Source organism: Nostoc sp. NZL, assembly GCF_015714705.1.
Lineage (GTDB): Bacteria > Cyanobacteriota > Cyanobacteriia > Cyanobacteriales > Nostocaceae > Nostoc > Nostoc foliaceum_A.
In genome coordinates this window covers 58,349-74,737 of sequence record NZ_WBKL01000001.1, presented here as the reverse complement: position 1 = coordinate 74,737, position 16,389 = coordinate 58,349, and the positions used below count along the sequence as shown (strand labels likewise).

At 42.8% G+C, this 16,389-nt stretch carries 19 protein-coding genes and 1 pseudogene; 7 read left to right on the top strand and 13 right to left on the bottom strand.

Annotated elements, in window-relative coordinates; all coding sequences use genetic code 11:
• Positions 1-329: 329 nt before the first annotated feature.
• Positions 330-2,045: a fasciclin domain-containing protein gene (locus F8R90_RS00330; RefSeq protein WP_196508601.1), complete on the top strand. Its 1,716-nt coding sequence runs from the start codon at positions 330-332 to the stop codon at positions 2,043-2,045.
• 299 nt (positions 2,046-2,344) lie between these two features.
• On the opposite strand, the gene F8R90_RS00325 is transcribed toward F8R90_RS00330, so the two are convergent.
• From F8R90_RS00325 to F8R90_RS00305, 5 genes are all read right to left on the bottom strand, one after another.
• Entirely contained in the window at positions 2,345-3,010 is a 666-nt protein-coding gene (locus tag F8R90_RS00325; protein WP_196508599.1) for a class I SAM-dependent methyltransferase, read from the bottom strand.
• Positions 3,011-3,723: 713 nt separating this feature from the next.
• Complete coding sequence (locus F8R90_RS00320; protein ID WP_196508597.1) at positions 3,724-4,656, bottom strand: alpha/beta fold hydrolase; 933 nt, start codon at positions 4,654-4,656, stop codon at positions 3,724-3,726.
• Positions 4,657-4,849: 193 nt separating this feature from the next.
• Positions 4,850-5,356: a DUF4112 domain-containing protein gene (locus F8R90_RS00315; RefSeq protein ID WP_196508595.1), complete on the bottom strand. Its 507-nt coding sequence runs from the start codon at positions 5,354-5,356 to the stop codon at positions 4,850-4,852.
• Between the two features lie 90 nt (positions 5,357-5,446).
• Positions 5,447-5,614, bottom strand: coding sequence for a hypothetical protein (locus F8R90_RS00310; protein WP_196508593.1), 168 nt, complete (start codon positions 5,612-5,614; stop codon positions 5,447-5,449).
• A 159-nt stretch (positions 5,615-5,773) separates the two neighbouring features.
• Positions 5,774-6,163, bottom strand: coding sequence for a winged helix-turn-helix transcriptional regulator (locus F8R90_RS00305; protein ID WP_196508591.1), 390 nt, complete (start codon positions 6,161-6,163; stop codon positions 5,774-5,776).
• A 90-nt stretch (positions 6,164-6,253) separates the two neighbouring features.
• Between F8R90_RS00305 and F8R90_RS00300 the strand changes: the two genes are divergently transcribed.
• From F8R90_RS00300 to F8R90_RS00280, 6 genes and pseudogenes are all read left to right on the top strand, one after another.
• Positions 6,254-7,009, top strand: a complete 756-nt coding sequence (locus F8R90_RS00300; protein WP_196508589.1) for a glucose 1-dehydrogenase — start codon at positions 6,254-6,256, stop codon at positions 7,007-7,009.
• A 58-nt stretch (positions 7,010-7,067) separates the two neighbouring features.
• Positions 7,068-7,790: an SDR family NAD(P)-dependent oxidoreductase gene (locus tag F8R90_RS00295; RefSeq protein ID WP_196508587.1), complete on the top strand. Its 723-nt coding sequence runs from the start codon at positions 7,068-7,070 to the stop codon at positions 7,788-7,790.
• A gap of 131 nt (positions 7,791-7,921) precedes the next feature.
• Positions 7,922-8,146, top strand: a complete 225-nt coding sequence (locus F8R90_RS00290; RefSeq protein ID WP_442946730.1) for a hypothetical protein — start codon at positions 7,922-7,924, stop codon at positions 8,144-8,146.
• A gap of 170 nt (positions 8,147-8,316) precedes the next feature.
• A pseudogene (locus F8R90_RS32575) lies at positions 8,317-8,595 on the top strand (hypothetical protein); the annotation flags it as partial.
• 14 nt (positions 8,596-8,609) lie between these two features.
• On the top strand, positions 8,610-8,744 hold the full coding sequence (locus F8R90_RS33300) for a hypothetical protein (protein ID WP_269141712.1): 135 nt from the start codon (positions 8,610-8,612) through the stop codon (positions 8,742-8,744).
• Positions 8,745-8,841: 97 nt separating this feature from the next.
• Complete coding sequence (locus F8R90_RS00280) at positions 8,842-8,985, top strand: hypothetical protein (protein WP_196508581.1); 144 nt, start codon at positions 8,842-8,844, stop codon at positions 8,983-8,985.
• 91 nt (positions 8,986-9,076) lie between these two features.
• Here the strand turns inward: F8R90_RS00280 and phnM are convergent, their stop codons facing one another.
• The 8 genes from phnM to F8R90_RS00240 all read right to left on the bottom strand — a co-directional run bounded on the left by phnM (position 9,077) and on the right by F8R90_RS00240 (position 16,333).
• Complete coding sequence (gene phnM, locus F8R90_RS00275) at positions 9,077-10,213, bottom strand: phosphonate metabolism protein PhnM (RefSeq protein ID WP_196508579.1); 1,137 nt, start codon at positions 10,211-10,213, stop codon at positions 9,077-9,079.
• A 66-nt stretch (positions 10,214-10,279) separates the two neighbouring features.
• Entirely contained in the window at positions 10,280-11,005 is a 726-nt protein-coding gene (phnL, locus tag F8R90_RS00270) for a phosphonate C-P lyase system protein PhnL (protein WP_196508577.1), read from the bottom strand.
• Between the two features lie 149 nt (positions 11,006-11,154).
• Positions 11,155-11,928: a phosphonate C-P lyase system protein PhnK gene (gene phnK / locus F8R90_RS00265; RefSeq protein WP_196508575.1), complete on the bottom strand. Its 774-nt coding sequence runs from the start codon at positions 11,926-11,928 to the stop codon at positions 11,155-11,157.
• A 6-nt stretch (positions 11,929-11,934) separates the two neighbouring features.
• Positions 11,935-12,846: an alpha-D-ribose 1-methylphosphonate 5-phosphate C-P-lyase PhnJ gene (locus tag F8R90_RS00260; protein WP_230966003.1), complete on the bottom strand. Its 912-nt coding sequence runs from the start codon at positions 12,844-12,846 to the stop codon at positions 11,935-11,937.
• A 61-nt stretch (positions 12,847-12,907) separates the two neighbouring features.
• Positions 12,908-13,468: a phosphonate degradation HD-domain oxygenase gene (locus F8R90_RS00255; RefSeq protein ID WP_196508573.1), complete on the bottom strand. Its 561-nt coding sequence runs from the start codon at positions 13,466-13,468 to the stop codon at positions 12,908-12,910.
• A 38-nt stretch (positions 13,469-13,506) separates the two neighbouring features.
• Positions 13,507-14,715 (bottom strand): alpha-D-ribose 1-methylphosphonate 5-triphosphate diphosphatase, encoded by a 1,209-nt coding sequence (locus F8R90_RS00250; protein WP_196508572.1) that lies wholly within the window; start codon positions 14,713-14,715, stop codon positions 13,507-13,509.
• Positions 14,712-15,134 carry a fosfomycin resistance glutathione transferase gene (locus tag F8R90_RS00245; RefSeq protein WP_196508570.1) on the bottom strand — a complete coding sequence of 141 codons (423 nt, stop codon included), beginning with the start codon at positions 15,132-15,134 and terminating at the stop codon, positions 14,712-14,714. The genes F8R90_RS00250 and F8R90_RS00245 overlap by 4 nt, the downstream gene beginning before the upstream one ends.
• Positions 15,131-16,333 carry a carbon-phosphorus lyase complex subunit PhnI gene (locus F8R90_RS00240; RefSeq protein ID WP_196508569.1) on the bottom strand — a complete coding sequence of 401 codons (1,203 nt, stop codon included), beginning with the start codon at positions 16,331-16,333 and terminating at the stop codon, positions 15,131-15,133. Before F8R90_RS00240 ends, F8R90_RS00245 begins: the two co-directional genes overlap by 4 nt.
• Positions 16,334-16,389: the final 56 nt, after the last annotated feature.

The following is a 16,389-nucleotide window of genomic DNA, read 5'->3' as shown; positions in this document are numbered from 1 at the left end:
AAACCGCATATTTGCAATAACTATCTTTATTTTTGCAACATAGGATATTACCACAATACGCCTGCTTACGCTTATTAGTGTTATCTGCGTTTCTTTAAAAATCAAATAGGAGTTTTATATGTGTGGTGAGCATTTGGATAAATATGAGTTATGAGATATCAGAGCAGCTACTCATAATGTCCAACATTTTAATTTTACAGAGTTAATGGTTGTATTTGTGGTTTTCATATTGAGGCAAACCAAACAATCATCTCGATATTTGTATTCACTTAACCTTGCATCCAGTTTTTTCAATAGTCAATCCAAGAATTTGAAGAGAGGATATTTCTATGTTTAGTTTCTTTCGTTGGTCATCAGCAAGGGTTGCTTTATTAGTTCTGGGAATGACAGCTGCTACAATAACCCCCATCGTAATTTCTGCCCCAGCTTCATCTCAAAATACTGTTCCATCTACGACACCATCACCTGCAACACCATCTGCGACACCATCGCCTACTTCAACTGTTAACTTGTCTGATGTTTCCTCAGATTATTGGGCGCGTCCCTTCATTCAAGTCCTAGCTGACAATAATGTGATTACTGGCTTTCCTGATGGCAGCTTTCGTCCGAATCAAGCTGTGACTCGTGCCGAGTTTGCCGCCCTACTTCAAAAAGCTTTCCCTAACCAAAACCGAGTTCGGCAATTAACCGCAGGTGGATTTAGTGATGTTCCTGCTGGCTACTGGGCGGCTTCTGCAATTCAGTACGCCTACGAAACCGGATTTCTGGCAGGCTATCCTGGGAACGTGTTTTCACCAAATCAACAAATACCCAAGGTACAGGCGATCGTTGCTTTAACGAATGGTTTGGGTTTAACTGCTAGCACCACTGGAACCAGCACTGACCTCAGCACCTACTACAACGACGCTTCAGCTATCCCGGACTATGCTGTTAATAGTGTGACAATAGCAACACAATCTAATATCGTTGTTAATTATCCAGATGTAAAACAACTCAATCCGCAACAGCCCCTGACTCGTGCTGAAGCTGCGGCACTCTTATATCAAGCTTTGGCCAGACAGGGACGGGTGCAACCCATTGCTAGTAATCTTCCAGCTACTCAATATATTGTCGGTGGAACTACTGGTGGTACTCAAACAGGTAGCGATATTGTTTCTCTTGCTGCATCCAGTACTTCTTTGACAACTCTGACTTCTTTATTAAAGACAGCTGGTTTAGCAGATATTTTGCAACAGCCTGGCCCTTATACAGTCTTTGCTCCCACCGATGAAGCATTTGCTGCTTTACCTGCTGCTACCCTACAACAGTTACAGCAACCAGAGAACAGAGAAGCATTGATTAAGATTTTAAGATATCATGTGGTTCCTGGTGCAGTAACTTCTAGTCAACTCTCGGCTGGGGAACTGAAAACCTATGAAGAAAGACCTGTAAATATTCAAATTGATCGCGCTAACAATCAAGTCGCGGTAAATAATGCCAGAGTTATCCAGGCGGATGTCCAAGCTAGCAATGGTGTTATTCATGCGATTAACCAAGTCCTGATCCCGCCTGATATTAACATCAGTCAATTAAATCAACCACCAACAGGAACCACAAATGGTACAACGCCTGATGTTACGCCAGGTAGAACCACTCTTGGTGGGCCTAGCTATATCGGTGTTGCTGGTAATATTGGTTTGAGCGGTAATGATACAGCTGTGAGCGACGGTAACTTTGCAGTGATCAGCAAAATTGGTCTGACACGTAACATATCAGTGCGGCCATCGGTGCTGTTTGGTGGCGATACAATATTTTTGGTTCCCTTGACTTTAGATTTTTCTCCGCGCACAGCAGGTGCAGTGGGTGAACAAACTTTCTCTATATCTCCTTATGTAGGTGCTGGCGTAGCCATTGAAGCTAATCTTGATACTGATTTTGGATTACTGCTAACTGGTGGTGTAGACGTTCCTGTAGGTAATCGATTTACGGTGACAGGTGCTGTAAATGCTGCTTTTATGGATCAAACTGATGTAGGGCTACTATTTGGAGTTGGTTACAACTTCTAAGTAGAAAATGCACTAGGGGCAAACAGATATCATTGGTGTCAACTTAAGCTAAAAGCCTTTTCAAATCTAGTTTCCAGCCTCTGGGCTGGAAATGCAACTCAAAAGCGGCTCTGCCGCCAGCAAGAGAGGCGGAGTCTCTAGGACGGCATTCCCAGTCTTTGACTGGGAACGAGACAATATCTAAAAGCTGCTTATAGGCTGACTTTCACGTTAAGTTGACACCAATGCACATCTGTGCAGCCATACTCTATTCCAACAACTAAAAAACAGCTATAACAGTAAGTTGGCATCAAACTGGATTAAGGTCGCTTGATTGCTAAAGTAAGTCCATCAGCAATGGGGACAAGGGAGAGGGTAACCCGTTCGTCATGATGTAACTTTTCGTTGAGCGCCCGGATAGCTTGGGTGCTTTCATCTTGATTTTGCTCCTGGGCAACTTGTCCTGACCATAAAACATTATCAATAGCAATCAATCCACCTGGACGCACCAATTGCAGCGATCGCTCATAATATCCATCATAATTTTCTTTATCAGCATCAATAAAGGCAAAATCAAATGTCTCGGCTTGGCCAGTTGCCAACAGTTGATCTAAAGTTTCCAAAGCTGGTGCTAATCGCAGATCGATTTTATCGGCAACCCCGGCTTCTTGCCAATAACGCCGTGCGATCGCAGTAAATTCTTCACTCACATCAGCAGCGATAATCTTGCCATCATCTGGTAGTGCCAAAGCTACAGAAAGTGAGCTATAACCTGTAAATACTCCAACTTCCAGGGTTCTCTTAGCTCCAATAAGCTGCACCAGTAGTCTCATAAACTGCCCTTGTTCTGGTGAAATCTGCATTCCGCTACGAGGATGGCTGGCCGTTTCTTGGCGCAACTTCAAAAGAATCTCCGGTTCCCGCAGCGAAACGGATAAAAGGTAATTATATAGTTGGTTATCAAGGCCTATAGACTGTTTTGGCATGGTAGATCAGAGAATTGAAAGAATCTACAGCTATACTATCGCCCAACAGTAGTTTTTTAGGAATCTCCTGTGAGCTTAATCTCTATCGTCTGAGTCTGGATCTATTTCGGATGGTGCTGCAATAGGAAAGGCGAGCAATTCGGAAATTTAAAAACCTGCCAAAATGGCAACCAGATTCTAATTAACCAAGTTAAATTGTACAAAGATAAACGACTTCAAGGGTTTTGTTATCAGGGACTACCACGTAAGCAAATTCCTTTTGTAAAACACTATCTACTAAGTGATTTACAAGAAAAAACTATTTCTACCAATTATTTGCGGAGTATTTTTCTCAGCAGATAAATATCAATAATTAGGTTTGGCATTTGCTGCAACAGGAATATTAAATGTGTGCGGGTGTTGTTGTTGAAGTACGCATTAGCCCTCAAATAACGGGCAACGTCTGTATACATTCCTGTTCACTTCAGTGGCAAATGGCAGAGTGGGAGTTTGAAAGCTGACTGATATGCTTCCTCCCATTCTCTTTTTATATAATTCGTAATTCGTAATGACGCTCTCTACGAGACGCTAGAAGCGTAGCTTGCAACTCTTACAGATTATGCGGACTCGCTACCGCTACGGTAACATAATTCGGAATTATTGTTGAAATACTCGCGCGTAATTGTGAGGTATTTTACATATTTGGGATGCTCTCATCAAAATATGAACTATCTTTATAAATCAGTATCTCGTAAAAACTCAATAATTGCTGCATTCAACACCTCAGAAGCACCAGTTGAAGCATCATGACAGCAGTTAGACAAAATTTGTAATTTAGAATTGGGGATATGCTGATGCAATTTTTCACCATGACTAGCAGGAAACCAGCTATCTTGCTTACCCCACAAAATTAGTGTAGGACACTTAATCGCACTCAGGTTATTTTGAATTTGGGTAAGCATATTTGGCTTATTTACTTGCCAATTTTCAATTTCTTGCGCTGCTATTTGTAACTCTTCGGCGACTTTTGCAATAGTACCAGGAAATTCAATAAACGGGTAAGTTATCCAATAGACATCTTCCTGTGTCAAAATTGACGGATCAAATAATACCCCACGTCTTTCTATTGCCATAATTTCTCTCAATAGAGGTGCAAACAAATATGCCAGACGTAAGGAGTCAATTGTTTGGATGATTTCCAGGGGTGTTTGGGCAAGTAACCACATAGCCCAATGGGGTAGACGTTCGGCAAAAACAGGTACGTTTACTACTACAAGCTGCCCGACTAACTGTGGATTTTCTTGAGCAAGGGCAAGGGCAACTAATCCTCCCAGAGATTCAGCTACAATCACTGCGGGTTCATCACATAATGCCTGAATAACTCTTTGAAACTCAATAACTTGATGACCATTGTGTTCTCTCCGAGACAATGGTTTTTCGGAAAAGCCAAAACCTTTGGCATCAAAACAAATTACCCGAAAATATTTAGATAATGGTTCTATACTGTAACGCCAATTATAGCTCCAGCTACCCATGCCATGTAATAAAATTAGCGGTTTACCTTTACCTTTTTCGCCATAAGAAATTTGTACAGGATAGCCTTTAGCATCAGTAATAATTAGACTTTGCCGCCCTTTAGGAAAAGTAGCTTGCCACCAATCTTTCATTCCGTTATCAATAAGTAATTTAACTAATTATGTGGGTTTAAGTTGCATAGCAACTAATAAGACGCCCGGTAAGTGCTCTGTCGAGTCAAGGCAAGTTTTATGACACTTGTGTTTATCACTGTTACAAAACTTAATTACGAATTACGTTAGCGAGTATTCGAGCGTCATTACGAATTACGAATTACGAATTATTTTAACCACCAGTTAGGGCATTCCACAGCATTCTAATTAGTATCACGGGCAATGCTACTAAGACAATGGCAATCAGCAACAATCCAGCCAAAACTGCAAAGATAAACCACCCATCTGCACTCTTTTGCTGGCTAGGAAACTTTAAGTAATCTTCCAATAGCTTGATATTATTAGTGTTAGCTCTCCAGGCAAAATCAAAAAAGTCTCCCAAAACTGGGACAGCGCCTACCAAGCCATCAACGATCACATTCAGAACCATTTTGCCTAAAGTGGCTCTAGATACACCCAGCCGCGCCGCTTCTAGAATGATGTAGCTAGAAAACATGATTCCCAAAAAATCACCACCAATAGGTATTAATCCTATAATTGGATCTAGACCAAAACCAATCTGCGTGCCAGGAATGGTAATAACATTATCCAGCAGTCGGCTTAATTGGCGCAGGCGCTTCAATGTGGGTGCTTTGGCATCAGGTTCAATCATCGAAAACCGAAAAGGAGAATCAGGCATGAAGGCGATCGCTAACTTTGTATTGAATCGTTAGACATTTTACTCCCCTACTGAACTTTTGCAAAAACTTTCTCAGGGATTTACTAGAACCTATCCCACTAATAATATTTTGTTAATCCAGATGTGAATGGTAGCGAGGTCGGGCATTCCATTGCCCTCAGTCAGAGTGTGAATGAGGATACCTTTTCCTTTGCCACCATAGGCAATTTCTTCACCCCCTCCTTTCCCAGGGGGAAAAAGACCCGTCAACCGCGCCAAACTCCCAATTTATCAGTCCTTTTTCAATACGTTTCGGTTAAGGTTTTTTGATAGATCACAAAGACGCGGTTTACCGCCATCTTTACAAGAATCATCCTTCGTAGAGATGGCGATTTATAGGGTCTGGTGCCTTAACTCCTGAATCCGTTTTGAAAAACTTCAAAGTTTCAATTTCTGACTACTCAAAGACATCTGTTGACGTTCGGAAACCAATTTCAACTCTTCTTGGTGTTGCCAAGCCCACTCTGCCAAACCTGAAATCGGTTCAATCAACTTTTCACCAAAGGGAGTCAGGTTATATTCCACTTTGGGCGGCACAATTGGATACACAGTTCGATTAACAACACCAGCTGACTCCAACCTTCTTAAGGTTTGTGTCAGCATTTTTTTTGATATTCCAGGAATTTGACGTTGAAAATCAGTATATCGCTTAGTACCAGAAGATAGAAGATAGAGTACTGGCGGTGTCCATTTATCTCCTACCAAATCCAGCATTTGCCGCATAGGACAGTTTGCGCCCAAGAGTATTTGCTCATTGTTGGGAACCATGAGGTAACTATATCACCAGAAAGTTCCTTCTTGTAAAGAAGAATCCAAATCAGGCACACTGCTTTAGTTAGCGAAAATGGAGAGATTTGGATGAAACCGTTAGAAAACAAAGTTGCCCTTGTTACTGGTGGTACTTCTGGAATTGGGCGGACTACTGCGATCGCTTTTGCTCATGCAGGTGCCAAAGTTGTTGTAGTCGGACGACGAGAAGAAGAAGGCAGTGAAACCGTCAGCTTGATTCATCAGGTAGGAAGTGAAGGTTTATTTGTGAAAGCTGATGTCTCTCAAGAAGCAGACATAGAAGCAACCATTGCCGCTGTTGTCAATAAGTTTGGTAGGCTTGATATCGCCTTTAATAATGCGGGGTTGCTGGGTAAAAATGCCTTGCTGGCAGAGCAAACAGAGCAAAATTATGACCGGGTTTTTGGAGTCAATGTCAAGGGAGTTTTTCTCTGTATGAAGCATGAAATTACCCAGATGTTGGCTCAAGGTAATGGTGGAGCAATTGTCAATACATCCTCCATCAATGGTTTTCGTCCTTTAGCACCTGGCTTATCGATTTATGATGCCTCTAAAACAGCTGTGGTGATGCTGACAAAAGCCGCAGCCCTAGAATATGCCTCACAAAAAATTCGGATAAATGCGATCGCACCAGGGCCAATTGAAACGGAAATGCTCAGTCAAGCAACTGGCGGTAATACCAAAGCTTTTGAGAATTTTGTTCCTGCCGGACGTTTGGGCAAACCCGATGACATTGCTAATGCTGTGATCTGGTTGTGTTCTGATGCTACCAATTTTGTCAATGGACATACCCTGGCTGTGGATGGCGGATTACTGGCGGCGTGATCACTGCTTTACTTGCTGAATGTGGGTTTTCGTAAAAACAATAGATGCGGGAGCAATCATGAGTCAATTAGAGAACAAAGTTGCATTAATTCTTGGTGGTGCAGGCAATGTAGGAGAAGGCATTGTGAGAGCATTTCTCAAAGCAGGTGCCATAGTAGCTGTGCCGTCCCGTAAAGTCGAAAAACTAGAAGAACTACGCACTTATTTAGGTGAACTTGCACAAGGCGATCGCTTTATTCCCATTGTGGGAGAAATTGGTCAAATTGATAGTGCCGAAAGTATTCGTGACCAACTGCTTAAACAATTTGGAAGGCTTGATGCTGTGGTTGCTTCCCTTGGCGGCTGGTGGTTTGGTAACAGACCTTTGACTGAAGTCTCAATCGCAGAATGGCAACAATATTTAGATAGTAATTTAACGAGTCATTTCATCGCCGCCCGTACCTTTCTACCTATTCTTCAAGAACGCAAAGGTGCTAGCTATACCTTGATTGGAGGAGCCGCAGCCGAAGTACCGATTCCCAATGTCAGCCCTGTGAGCATTTCTGCTGCTGGACAGTTGATGCTAGCTCAGGTATTGATGCAGGAAAATAAAGGTAGTACTATCCGAATTAATGAAGTCATTGTTCATAGCTGGGTGGCAACTCGCAGCAGCAAAGAGCGCAGTCAACCTACCTGGATTACTGCTGATGACATTGGCGAATTTACAGCTTGGCTTGCTTCTGACGCAGCATCTATGGTGAATAGTAGTCTCCTACGCTTGTATGAAAAGCCTGCAACTTAACGATAAAGTTGCACTTAGAGTGGCTACTCTACTTATATACACTGGGGTATGAGTAGCATTCCGCAAACGGGTGGAGAGAAAAATTTATTCTCGCACCAAGTGGGGGCTGGGAGGTATACAGGAAGCTCTTTTTGAGGGAGGATCTAATTCAAAGCCTCATTAAACTTGCCGTGAACACCCGCGCGATCGCCAACTTTAACTTCAACCCAGAGTCGCTGGCGTTAACTGAACCAGTTCCGCTAACTATGCACCCGGCTGAAGTTTACCTTAACAGTCTTGGTGAAGGTTCGCGGCGCACAATGCGGGAGGCGTTGAATGCGATCGCTCGACTGCTAACCCAAGCCCCGGTTCACTAATTTCCCTATTCCCCCTTTTCGAGGGTTTGTACAAAAAACCCCATTTTGTGAGGTGCTTAAAATTCGGGTACTAAGTCACCTATTTAGAGGTGCGATCGCAGCTAAATAACTGTTTTTATTGAGAATCTACCTCTGTAACTGAGAATTTAAGTCCGATCTAACACAATCGCATCGCTCCCGTAAACGAGGATATCTCCCAGCAAGTAGATCCAAGTTCAGCAACAATTACGGTTACTGCTGTTGAAGTTCCAGAGTTGACAGAGGAAGAACAGAGCGAGCGCCTACTCCTGGAGAGGAAAGTGGAACGGGCGTTTTTTGAGGCGGGGAAAGCGCTGACGGAATTGAGGGACAGACGGCTTTATCGCTCCACGCATAAAACATTTGAAGATTATTGCCGCGATCGCTTTGGGCATAGTCGGCAACAATCAAATTATTTGATTGCCTACGCCTACGCATTATTCGGGTGTATTCAGACACACTGGAGGAGACAGTCAAAAGTCTGTTGCAGTTATTAGGTAAGTTGAACCGTCCTTATCTTACTGCTGTGGAAGAGAAGCTGTTGACGCTTCTGGAGTCGGAGTATGGGAGAATACCCTGAACAATTTTGGCAATTTGGGATCCAATATCTTTGGGTTGCAGTTTCAATGGAGATATTACCACAATGAGACAGTAAGGAGTTAAGTTGTACGAGGGATATGGCAAAACTTTCCGCTTCTGGTGTCCCGTGCTATGCCAGTTGTCAAACGAGTGCTGTAGAAACGCTCTACATAATTGATACAGCGCTCAATGGAGTTCAGTTAATGCTCTACAACTGGCTAGAAATGAACAAAATCAAATAGAACCTCAAAAGATGTAAAGATGTAGATAGCTGGGATTGCTCTAGAAGCAATTCTAAGCATAAAGGTTATATTTATATGTAATATTTTTAACTTAAGAAATACGATTGCCTCGGCAGATAGTTGCACTCAAACGGGGTATGATACCATCATCATGAACAGTGATCGCATCAGCTCTTTTTCCGACCTCCAAACTACCGCGATCGCCAAATACATTAATGGCTTGGGCTGGGTTGCTGGTAAATAATTGCATAGCTTGGTAAATAGGCTTGCCCGTTTTCTTGGCAATCATAAAAATGGATTGTAATAAGCTTTGCGGAACATAATCAGAAGAGATCACATCAACTAAATCGTGCAAAACAAGTTCCATAGCTGAAACATTACCAGAGTGAGAACCACCTAACACTAAATTAGGCGCACCCATCAAAACTTGTAATCCTAAATTATGCGCTGCTTTGGCAGCTACTAATGTAGTTGGGAACTCGGCTAGCACTACTCCATCTTGAACCGCTTCTTGGACGTGTTCCACGGTAGCATCATCGTGACTTGCTAAGGAAATACCTTTGGTTTTGGTAAGTTCTACTAAAGCCATACGATTTTTTTGTGCATATAGTTGTTGCTGTTGCTGACGAATGATGATGAACTCGTCAATTTTGTCAGGAGTAACACCGTGTTTTCCTATGTAATACTCTTTAAACTTGTCCAACCGGGTAAACTGCCGTTGACCTGGAGTATGATCCATCAACGAAATCATTGATAAAAGAGGATGATCTGAGTATTGTGCTGTAATCTCATAAACCTTGTCAAAAGCCAGTTCACACCGCAGATGAATTCGATGTTCCACACAAAAGCGTCCGGCGGCTTGTCCTTGGGAAATGACATCAATCATCGGCGCATAGTTAGTTAAGCGAGGAGAGCCAGCCGCCACATCACCAATTGCGATCGCATCACATACTGTTGTTACTCCCGCACTGGCTAAATCCCGGTCATGATAAACTGCTGCGGCTTCTAAAGGCCAACGAATACCGGGACGGGGAGACATACAGCGTTCGAGATTATCGGTGTGTAACTCAATCAACCCTGGTAATAGATAATCTCCCTGTCCATTTTGACCATGACTCACAATCCCTGGCTGAATATCAGCAATCAATCCATCTCGCACTACCAAAGTACCTAGTAGTTCTTTGTCTGGGAGTTGCAGACGATAGTTAGTGTAAATCTGTTCACTCATACTAATTCGTAATTCGTAATTCGTAATTCGTAATTTTTAATACTGGCATCATCTTGTTTTGGCAAATCACCTGTCAAAGATTAATTCACGGTTACAAAGCTGCGATCGCACTTCTTCGTCGTGAAAAATGCCAATTAAGCCACAGCCTTTAGCTTTTTTTTCTTGCAACAGTTCAATTACTACTTGGCGATTGGTAGCGTCTAGGGCTGAAGTTGGTTCATCTAGTAGCAAAATGGGATAATCAACTGCCAAAGCACGAGTAATATTTACCCGTTGCTTTTCGCCTCCAGAAAAGGTAGTGGGGGAAAGATACCACAGTCGTTCTGAGAGGTTGAGGCGATGAAATAGGTCTTTAACTTTGTTATATGCAACATCTATATTTACCCCTAATTCCAACAGTGGTTCTGCGGCAACTTCTAACGCTGGCACTCTGGGAATTACTCTTAAAAACTGACTGACATATCCAATGGTTTTCTGCCGAACTGCTAAAATTTCGTGGGGAGCGAGTTGACACAAATCAACCCAATCTTCCTGATGTTTTATCCAGACTGAACCACTATCAACGCGATAGTTAGCATATAAACAGCGCATAAATGTAGATTTCCCACTCCCGGATGCTCCAGAAAGGGCGACACATTCCCCAGCATTAACGCTCAAGGACGCTCCTTCTAACACCGATAGATTAATGCCTCCCTGCTGATGCAGAGTAAAACTTTTTCGCAAATTTTCAACTTGTAAAAGTGCTTTGCCAGAAGAGCTTACTGGACGATGATTAACAGTTAATGATTGCATGGTTAAGAAAATAGATGACTGTTGAACGCCAGTTGCTTCAACGCGGCGGTATTTCTTTCAAGTCGGCAAAGCTGCCCAACAGAGTGCTTTGGAAACCCGCGCAACACCCTGATATTTGTTGACTGTTAACCGTCAACAATCAACAAATATCAGGGTGTTAAAGCAGCACTGACTAAGAGTTGGGTGTATGGATGTTGTGGATCATCAAGTACTTGGTCAGTTAAACCTGATTCCACTACCTGTCCTTGTTGCATAACTAATAATCTGTGTGCTAGAAGCCTGACTACGCCGATATCGTGAGTAACTATAATCACGCTAAGGTGAAAATTGCGGACAAGCGATCGCAATAAATCTAATAACCTCGCTTGCACTGATACATCCAAACCTCCCGTTGGTTCGTCCATCAAGATCAACCGAGGACGTGTCACCAATACACGAGCAAGTTGTAATCTTTGTTGCATCCCTCCAGAAAATTGGACTGGCAAATTATCTATCCGTGCTGGGTCAATTTCCACTTGTTGTAGCCAATGAGCAGCCTCATCCCGAATATTGCCATAGTGCCGTACCCCAATATCTAGTAGGCGTTCGCCGATATTTGCTCCAGCACTAATTTTCATTCGCAGACCATCACGGGGATTTTGCTGCACAAAGCCCCACTCAGTTCGCATTAATAACCGCCGTTTAGCTTCCGCAAGTTGAAAAATTTCTAAGTCTTCACCGCTACGCCTAGTATAAGTAACGTTACCTTTGTCAACAGCAATATGATTGGCAACTGCACTCAGCAAAGTAGACTTACCTGAACCTGATTCTCCGACAATACCGAGAACTTGCCCAGGATAGAGATTAAACGAAATGCGATCGCACGCTTTAATTGCGCCGTAAGATTTACTCAGTTGGTGAACTTGTAAAAGAGGTTTAGTCATTAGTCATTAGTCCATACTGATCAGTCGTCCATCATCCGTCAACCGTCCCCCACAAAAATCTGTATCTGAGCAGATCCACATTCGCCCACCTTGGTCATCAATCACTACCTCATCTAAATAGCTTTCTGTAGAACCGCATAATTCACAGGCTTTATCCCATTTTTCTACGGTGAACGGATGGTCTTCAAAGTCGAGGCTTTTGACTTTGGTGTAAGGTGGAATTGCATATATGCGTTTTTCTCTCCCTGCACCAAATAATTGCAATGCCGGACTCATCTGCATTTTGGGATTATCAAAACGTGGGATCGGGCTAGGACTCATCAAATAGCGGTTATGCACCATTACCGGATAGTCGTAGGATGTAGCAATATGTCCATGTGTGGTAATGTCTTCGTAAAGCTTGACATACATAGCTCCATATTCTTCTAAAGCGTGCATTTTGCCTGTCTCTACAGATGAGGGTTCTAGCCAACGCAAAGGTTCGGGTATCGGTACTTGGTAAACTAAAATCTGTCCTTCCTGTAGTGGCGTTTCGGGTATGCGATGGCGAGTCTGAATTAAAGTTGCTTCTTGTGTGCGTTCTGTGGTTTTTCCACCACAAACTTTTTGGAAAAAGCGACGAATATTAACGGCGTTAGTGGTGTCGTCTGCCCCTTGGTCAATTACTTTCAATACATCAGCTTGACCAATCACAGCAGCTGTTACCTGAATTCCACCAGTACCCCAGCCGTAAGACATGGGCATTTCTCTGGAAGAAAAGGGAATTTGATGTCCTGGAATTGCCACGGCTTTCAGCAAGGCGCGGCGAATGGAACGTTTTGTTTGCTCGTCTAAGTAAGCAAAGTTAAAGCCTGTTTCTGGGGAACTCGGGGCCCCCTCTGGGGATAAGGGGTAATGGGGATTGGGAGAGATATTCATTAGACTGATCACTGATGACTGTTGACTGTTAACAGACCATACGAAAAGATGTACATAGAACTTATATACGCGACAGCTTATTTAAAGAGGCGCTCATAAATTGGGTAAAGTGGTTTAAATCGGGTGTTGGTAGATTGGTAATTTTGGCTTTATCGTCATAAATCCTTAATTGCACAGCATCTTGGGCGTAGGGTTGCTGAATGAATTTCTCTGTCTGTTCAGGGGAAAATATGCCTCCTTGCAGTTCTAAGCTGTGTTTGGATGCGGCTGAAAGACTATCCCAATATTCAGGAACAACTGAGCAAAGATAGCGTTTGGCGACTACATGAAGCCTAATTGGTTGTGTGACTGCTGACCCAAACATCTGACGTAGTAAGGGAATGGCTCGATGTTCATGTTGATCGTCTATGCCTTGGGTGGCGGGATTATCTCCCAAGTTATGGATTAAATGCCCTAAATCATGGAGTAGGCAAGCGGTAATCAATTCATGGTTTTGACCTGATATTTCAGCAAGGCTAGCACATTGCAAGGCGTGTTCTAGCTGACTGACGGCTTCTGCACCATACAATTGAGAACTCTTTTCGGTGAAGAGTTCAATAATGCTTTCAATGGTAGGTTTCATAATAGGTAACTGATGACTGATGACTGTTGACTGGATATTTATTGAATTTGATATCGAGCAACTTCTTGTCCTGCTACGTATACGCATGAGATGGCAGTAATTGCAGAGAGTAAAGGATTATCAGGAGATATCAACAGGAAATCAGCATCTAAACCGGGAGCAATTTTACCTTTTTGATCGCTTATCCCCACCGCCTCTGCTGGTTGGCTGGAAACTAATGACCACGCTTGTTCAAAGGACATTAAGCCTAATTCTTGGAGTTTGAAGGGTGCATAGAACAAGGAAGGATAATGATAGTCTGAGCAAAGACAATCGATAACGTTATTTTTAACTGCCTCAGCTACACTCATCAAACCTAAGTGAGAACCACCACGCACTAAGTTAGGCGCACCCATAATAACTGCTGCACCATATTCACGAGACTGAGCAGCTAAGTCCACAGTAGCTGGAAATTCTGCGATCGCTACTCGGCGTTGTTGACTTAGTATTACTTTCTCTAGGCTATCATCATCATGAGAAGCAAGAGGAATACTGTAGGTATGAGCTAAATTCACCAGTTGTTCTATTTGCACGTCTCCTTCATGTCGGCGTTCTGTTACTTGGTTGACTAATTCTTCGATTTCTTCTATGGACATCGATGATCTTTGCCTCACACTATTAAGATATCGGCTCAATCTCTTTTGATTTCCTGGGGGTGGTAGGTGATCGTTAATCGATAAAATATGCACACGACCGGATACCATCCAATCACACAATTCTTGATGGCCTACAATATTTGCTTCTTCATGTCTAATATGAATGCGATGATTGCAATTTAAAACTTGTTTTCCTGTCCCTAAGATGAAGTCAATTAAAGCACGGGCAGAATCTCGGCTGCGTAAACCTGGTTCGTAAGAGTCGGTGATTGAACAGTAAAAAGTTGTGATACCCGATGCTAAGAGATTGCGGTCATTATCTGCGATCGCTATTGGTAGAGGAAAGTTAACTCCAGGGCGAGGGCAAATCATCCTTTCAAAAGCATCGCCGTGTAAGTCAATAATTCCTGGCAACATCTGGAGTCCTTGAGCATTTACCAAATGAAATCTATTAGGACTACTGGCCTGATCAATGCTGGTAAATTGCCCATCTTCAATTAAAACTGTGGCATCTTCCAGCCAACCATCGGGAGTTAGTACATTTACTCCTTGAATAGCAATTTTTGTGTTGGTTGGTTTTGATAATATTTGGATATTTTTAGGTGTTGTCACTGACTTACCTCAGTAAAAAATTTCATGCTTTTATATGGAGCTTTTTGAGTGGCGGCAATTCTGGAAGATAAATCACCTATATGCAGTTCCAGTTTGTGGTGATCGGGGTCGAGAATATATATAGATTCGCCTTCACTTGTATTTTGTTTCCACTGTTTGACTCCTAAAACTTTGAGGCGATCGCTATATTCTGGAAACCTTTCTTCAGAGACACTAAAAGCAATATGAGTGTACTCGTCCATAGGATTTGGGCGTGTGTTGGAATCTAAAGATAGGCACAACCACAAGTCACCCGCTAATAAATAAGCACCTGTTTGCCATTTGGCGATCGCTTGACAACCTAGAATTTCGGTATAAAACTTAAAAGCTTTTTCCAAGTTGCAGACAGACAAAGTAATATGGTTAATTCCTGTAATCATTTCGCTTGTTCCAAAACCAAATCACTATTTTCTAAAGGCTGAGATTCTTGGGCAGCAACAGTTAATGACGATTGATTATTTAGCTGCTGCTCTCGAATTTTTCGCACCAGATTTAACTCTGCTTGAAAGTCAATATAGTGTGGAAGTTTAAGGTGTTGGACAAAACCTTGTGCTTCAACGTTATCGGAATGGGAAAGTACAAACTCGACATTTTGGGCTGGGCCTTGAATTGTTTCTCCTAATTCCTCTGCTCGCATCGCCCTATCTACCAGCGCCATCGACATCGCTTTACGTTCGTTATAACCAAAGGTAAGCCCATAGCCACGGGTAAACTGAGCAGGTAATTCTTTACTACCTTTAAACTGATTTACCATTTGCACTTCGGTGACAGTAATATCTGCGATCGCTATTTCAAATCCCAATTCTTCTGGGCAAATTACCACTTCTACTTCCCCCATGCGAATCTCTCCGGCAAAAGGATGGTTTCTGCCATAGCCTCGCTGTGTAGAATATGCCAAAGATAGCAAAAAACCCTCATCTGCACGCGCTAGATTTTGCAGTCTCGCATCCCGTCCAGCAGGAAAAGTTAATGGTTGACGAGTTAAATCAAATGGTTGAAATGAGGGAGATAACGGAGAATCATTATTTACTTGCTCCCCCTGCTCCCCTGCTCCCCTGCTCCCCTGCCCTTCTTCCGCTTGCATCAAGCCTTCACGATCTAAAGTGTCAATTACACGCGGAACTGATTCTGTAATTGCTTCTGCTTCTGGTGCTGTCGGGACTTCTCCTTCTGCTAACAACTTAAAGTCTAGTAGGCGGTGGATGTAGTCAAAGGTAGTCCCTAACCTTTGTCCTCCTGGTACATCTTTAAAAATGGCAGAAATGCGGCGCTGAATCTGCATTTTGCTGGTATCTATTGGCTGGCTATAGTAGAAGCGGGGTAGTGTTGTCCGATAGGCTCGTAACAAGAAAATTGCTTCTACTAAATCACCCCAAGATTGTTTAATAGCAAGGGCTGCTAACTCCCGATCATATAAACTACCTTCACACATTACCCGTTCTACTGCTAGGGTAAGCTGTTGTTCAATCTGGCCTAGGGTCAATTCGGGAATTGCAGGATCACCTCTGCGTCTACTTTGGAGGAGTGCTTCTGCATTTTGAATTGCCTGTTCACCGCCTTTGACTGCAACGTATGGCATAATTTTTAATTCGTAATTCGTAATTCGTAATTTGTGATTAAGAGAGTTAGGCTTTA

Coding starts and splice junctions, on each gene's coding strand:
- F8R90_RS00330 (WP_196508601.1), top strand. CDS start 330: ATGTTTAGTTTCTTTCGTTGGTCATCAGCAAGGGTTGCTTTATTAGTT.
- F8R90_RS00325 (WP_196508599.1), bottom strand. CDS start 3,010: ATGCCAAAACAGTCTATAGGCCTTGATAACCAACTATATAATTACCTT.
- F8R90_RS00320 (WP_196508597.1), bottom strand. CDS start 4,656: ATGAAAGATTGGTGGCAAGCTACTTTTCCTAAAGGGCGGCAAAGTCTA.
- F8R90_RS00315 (WP_196508595.1), bottom strand. CDS start 5,356: ATGCCTGATTCTCCTTTTCGGTTTTCGATGATTGAACCTGATGCCAAA.
- F8R90_RS00305 (WP_196508591.1), bottom strand. CDS start 6,163: ATGGTTCCCAACAATGAGCAAATACTCTTGGGCGCAAACTGTCCTATG.
- F8R90_RS00300 (WP_196508589.1), top strand. CDS start 6,254: ATGAAACCGTTAGAAAACAAAGTTGCCCTTGTTACTGGTGGTACTTCT.
- F8R90_RS00295 (WP_196508587.1), top strand. CDS start 7,068: ATGAGTCAATTAGAGAACAAAGTTGCATTAATTCTTGGTGGTGCAGGC.
- F8R90_RS00280 (WP_196508581.1), top strand. CDS start 8,842: ATGGCAAAACTTTCCGCTTCTGGTGTCCCGTGCTATGCCAGTTGTCAA.
- phnM (WP_196508579.1), bottom strand. CDS start 10,213: ATGAGTGAACAGATTTACACTAACTATCGTCTGCAACTCCCAGACAAA.
- phnL (WP_196508577.1), bottom strand. CDS start 11,005: ATGCAATCATTAACTGTTAATCATCGTCCAGTAAGCTCTTCTGGCAAA.
- phnK (WP_196508575.1), bottom strand. CDS start 11,928: ATGACTAAACCTCTTTTACAAGTTCACCAACTGAGTAAATCTTACGGC.
- F8R90_RS00260 (WP_230966003.1), bottom strand. CDS start 12,846: ATGAATATCTCTCCCAATCCCCATTACCCCTTATCCCCAGAGGGGGCC.
- F8R90_RS00255 (WP_196508573.1), bottom strand. CDS start 13,468: ATGAAACCTACCATTGAAAGCATTATTGAACTCTTCACCGAAAAGAGT.
- F8R90_RS00245 (WP_196508570.1), bottom strand. CDS start 15,134: ATGATTACAGGAATTAACCATATTACTTTGTCTGTCTGCAACTTGGAA.
- F8R90_RS00240 (WP_196508569.1), bottom strand. CDS start 16,333: ATGCCATACGTTGCAGTCAAAGGCGGTGAACAGGCAATTCAAAATGCA.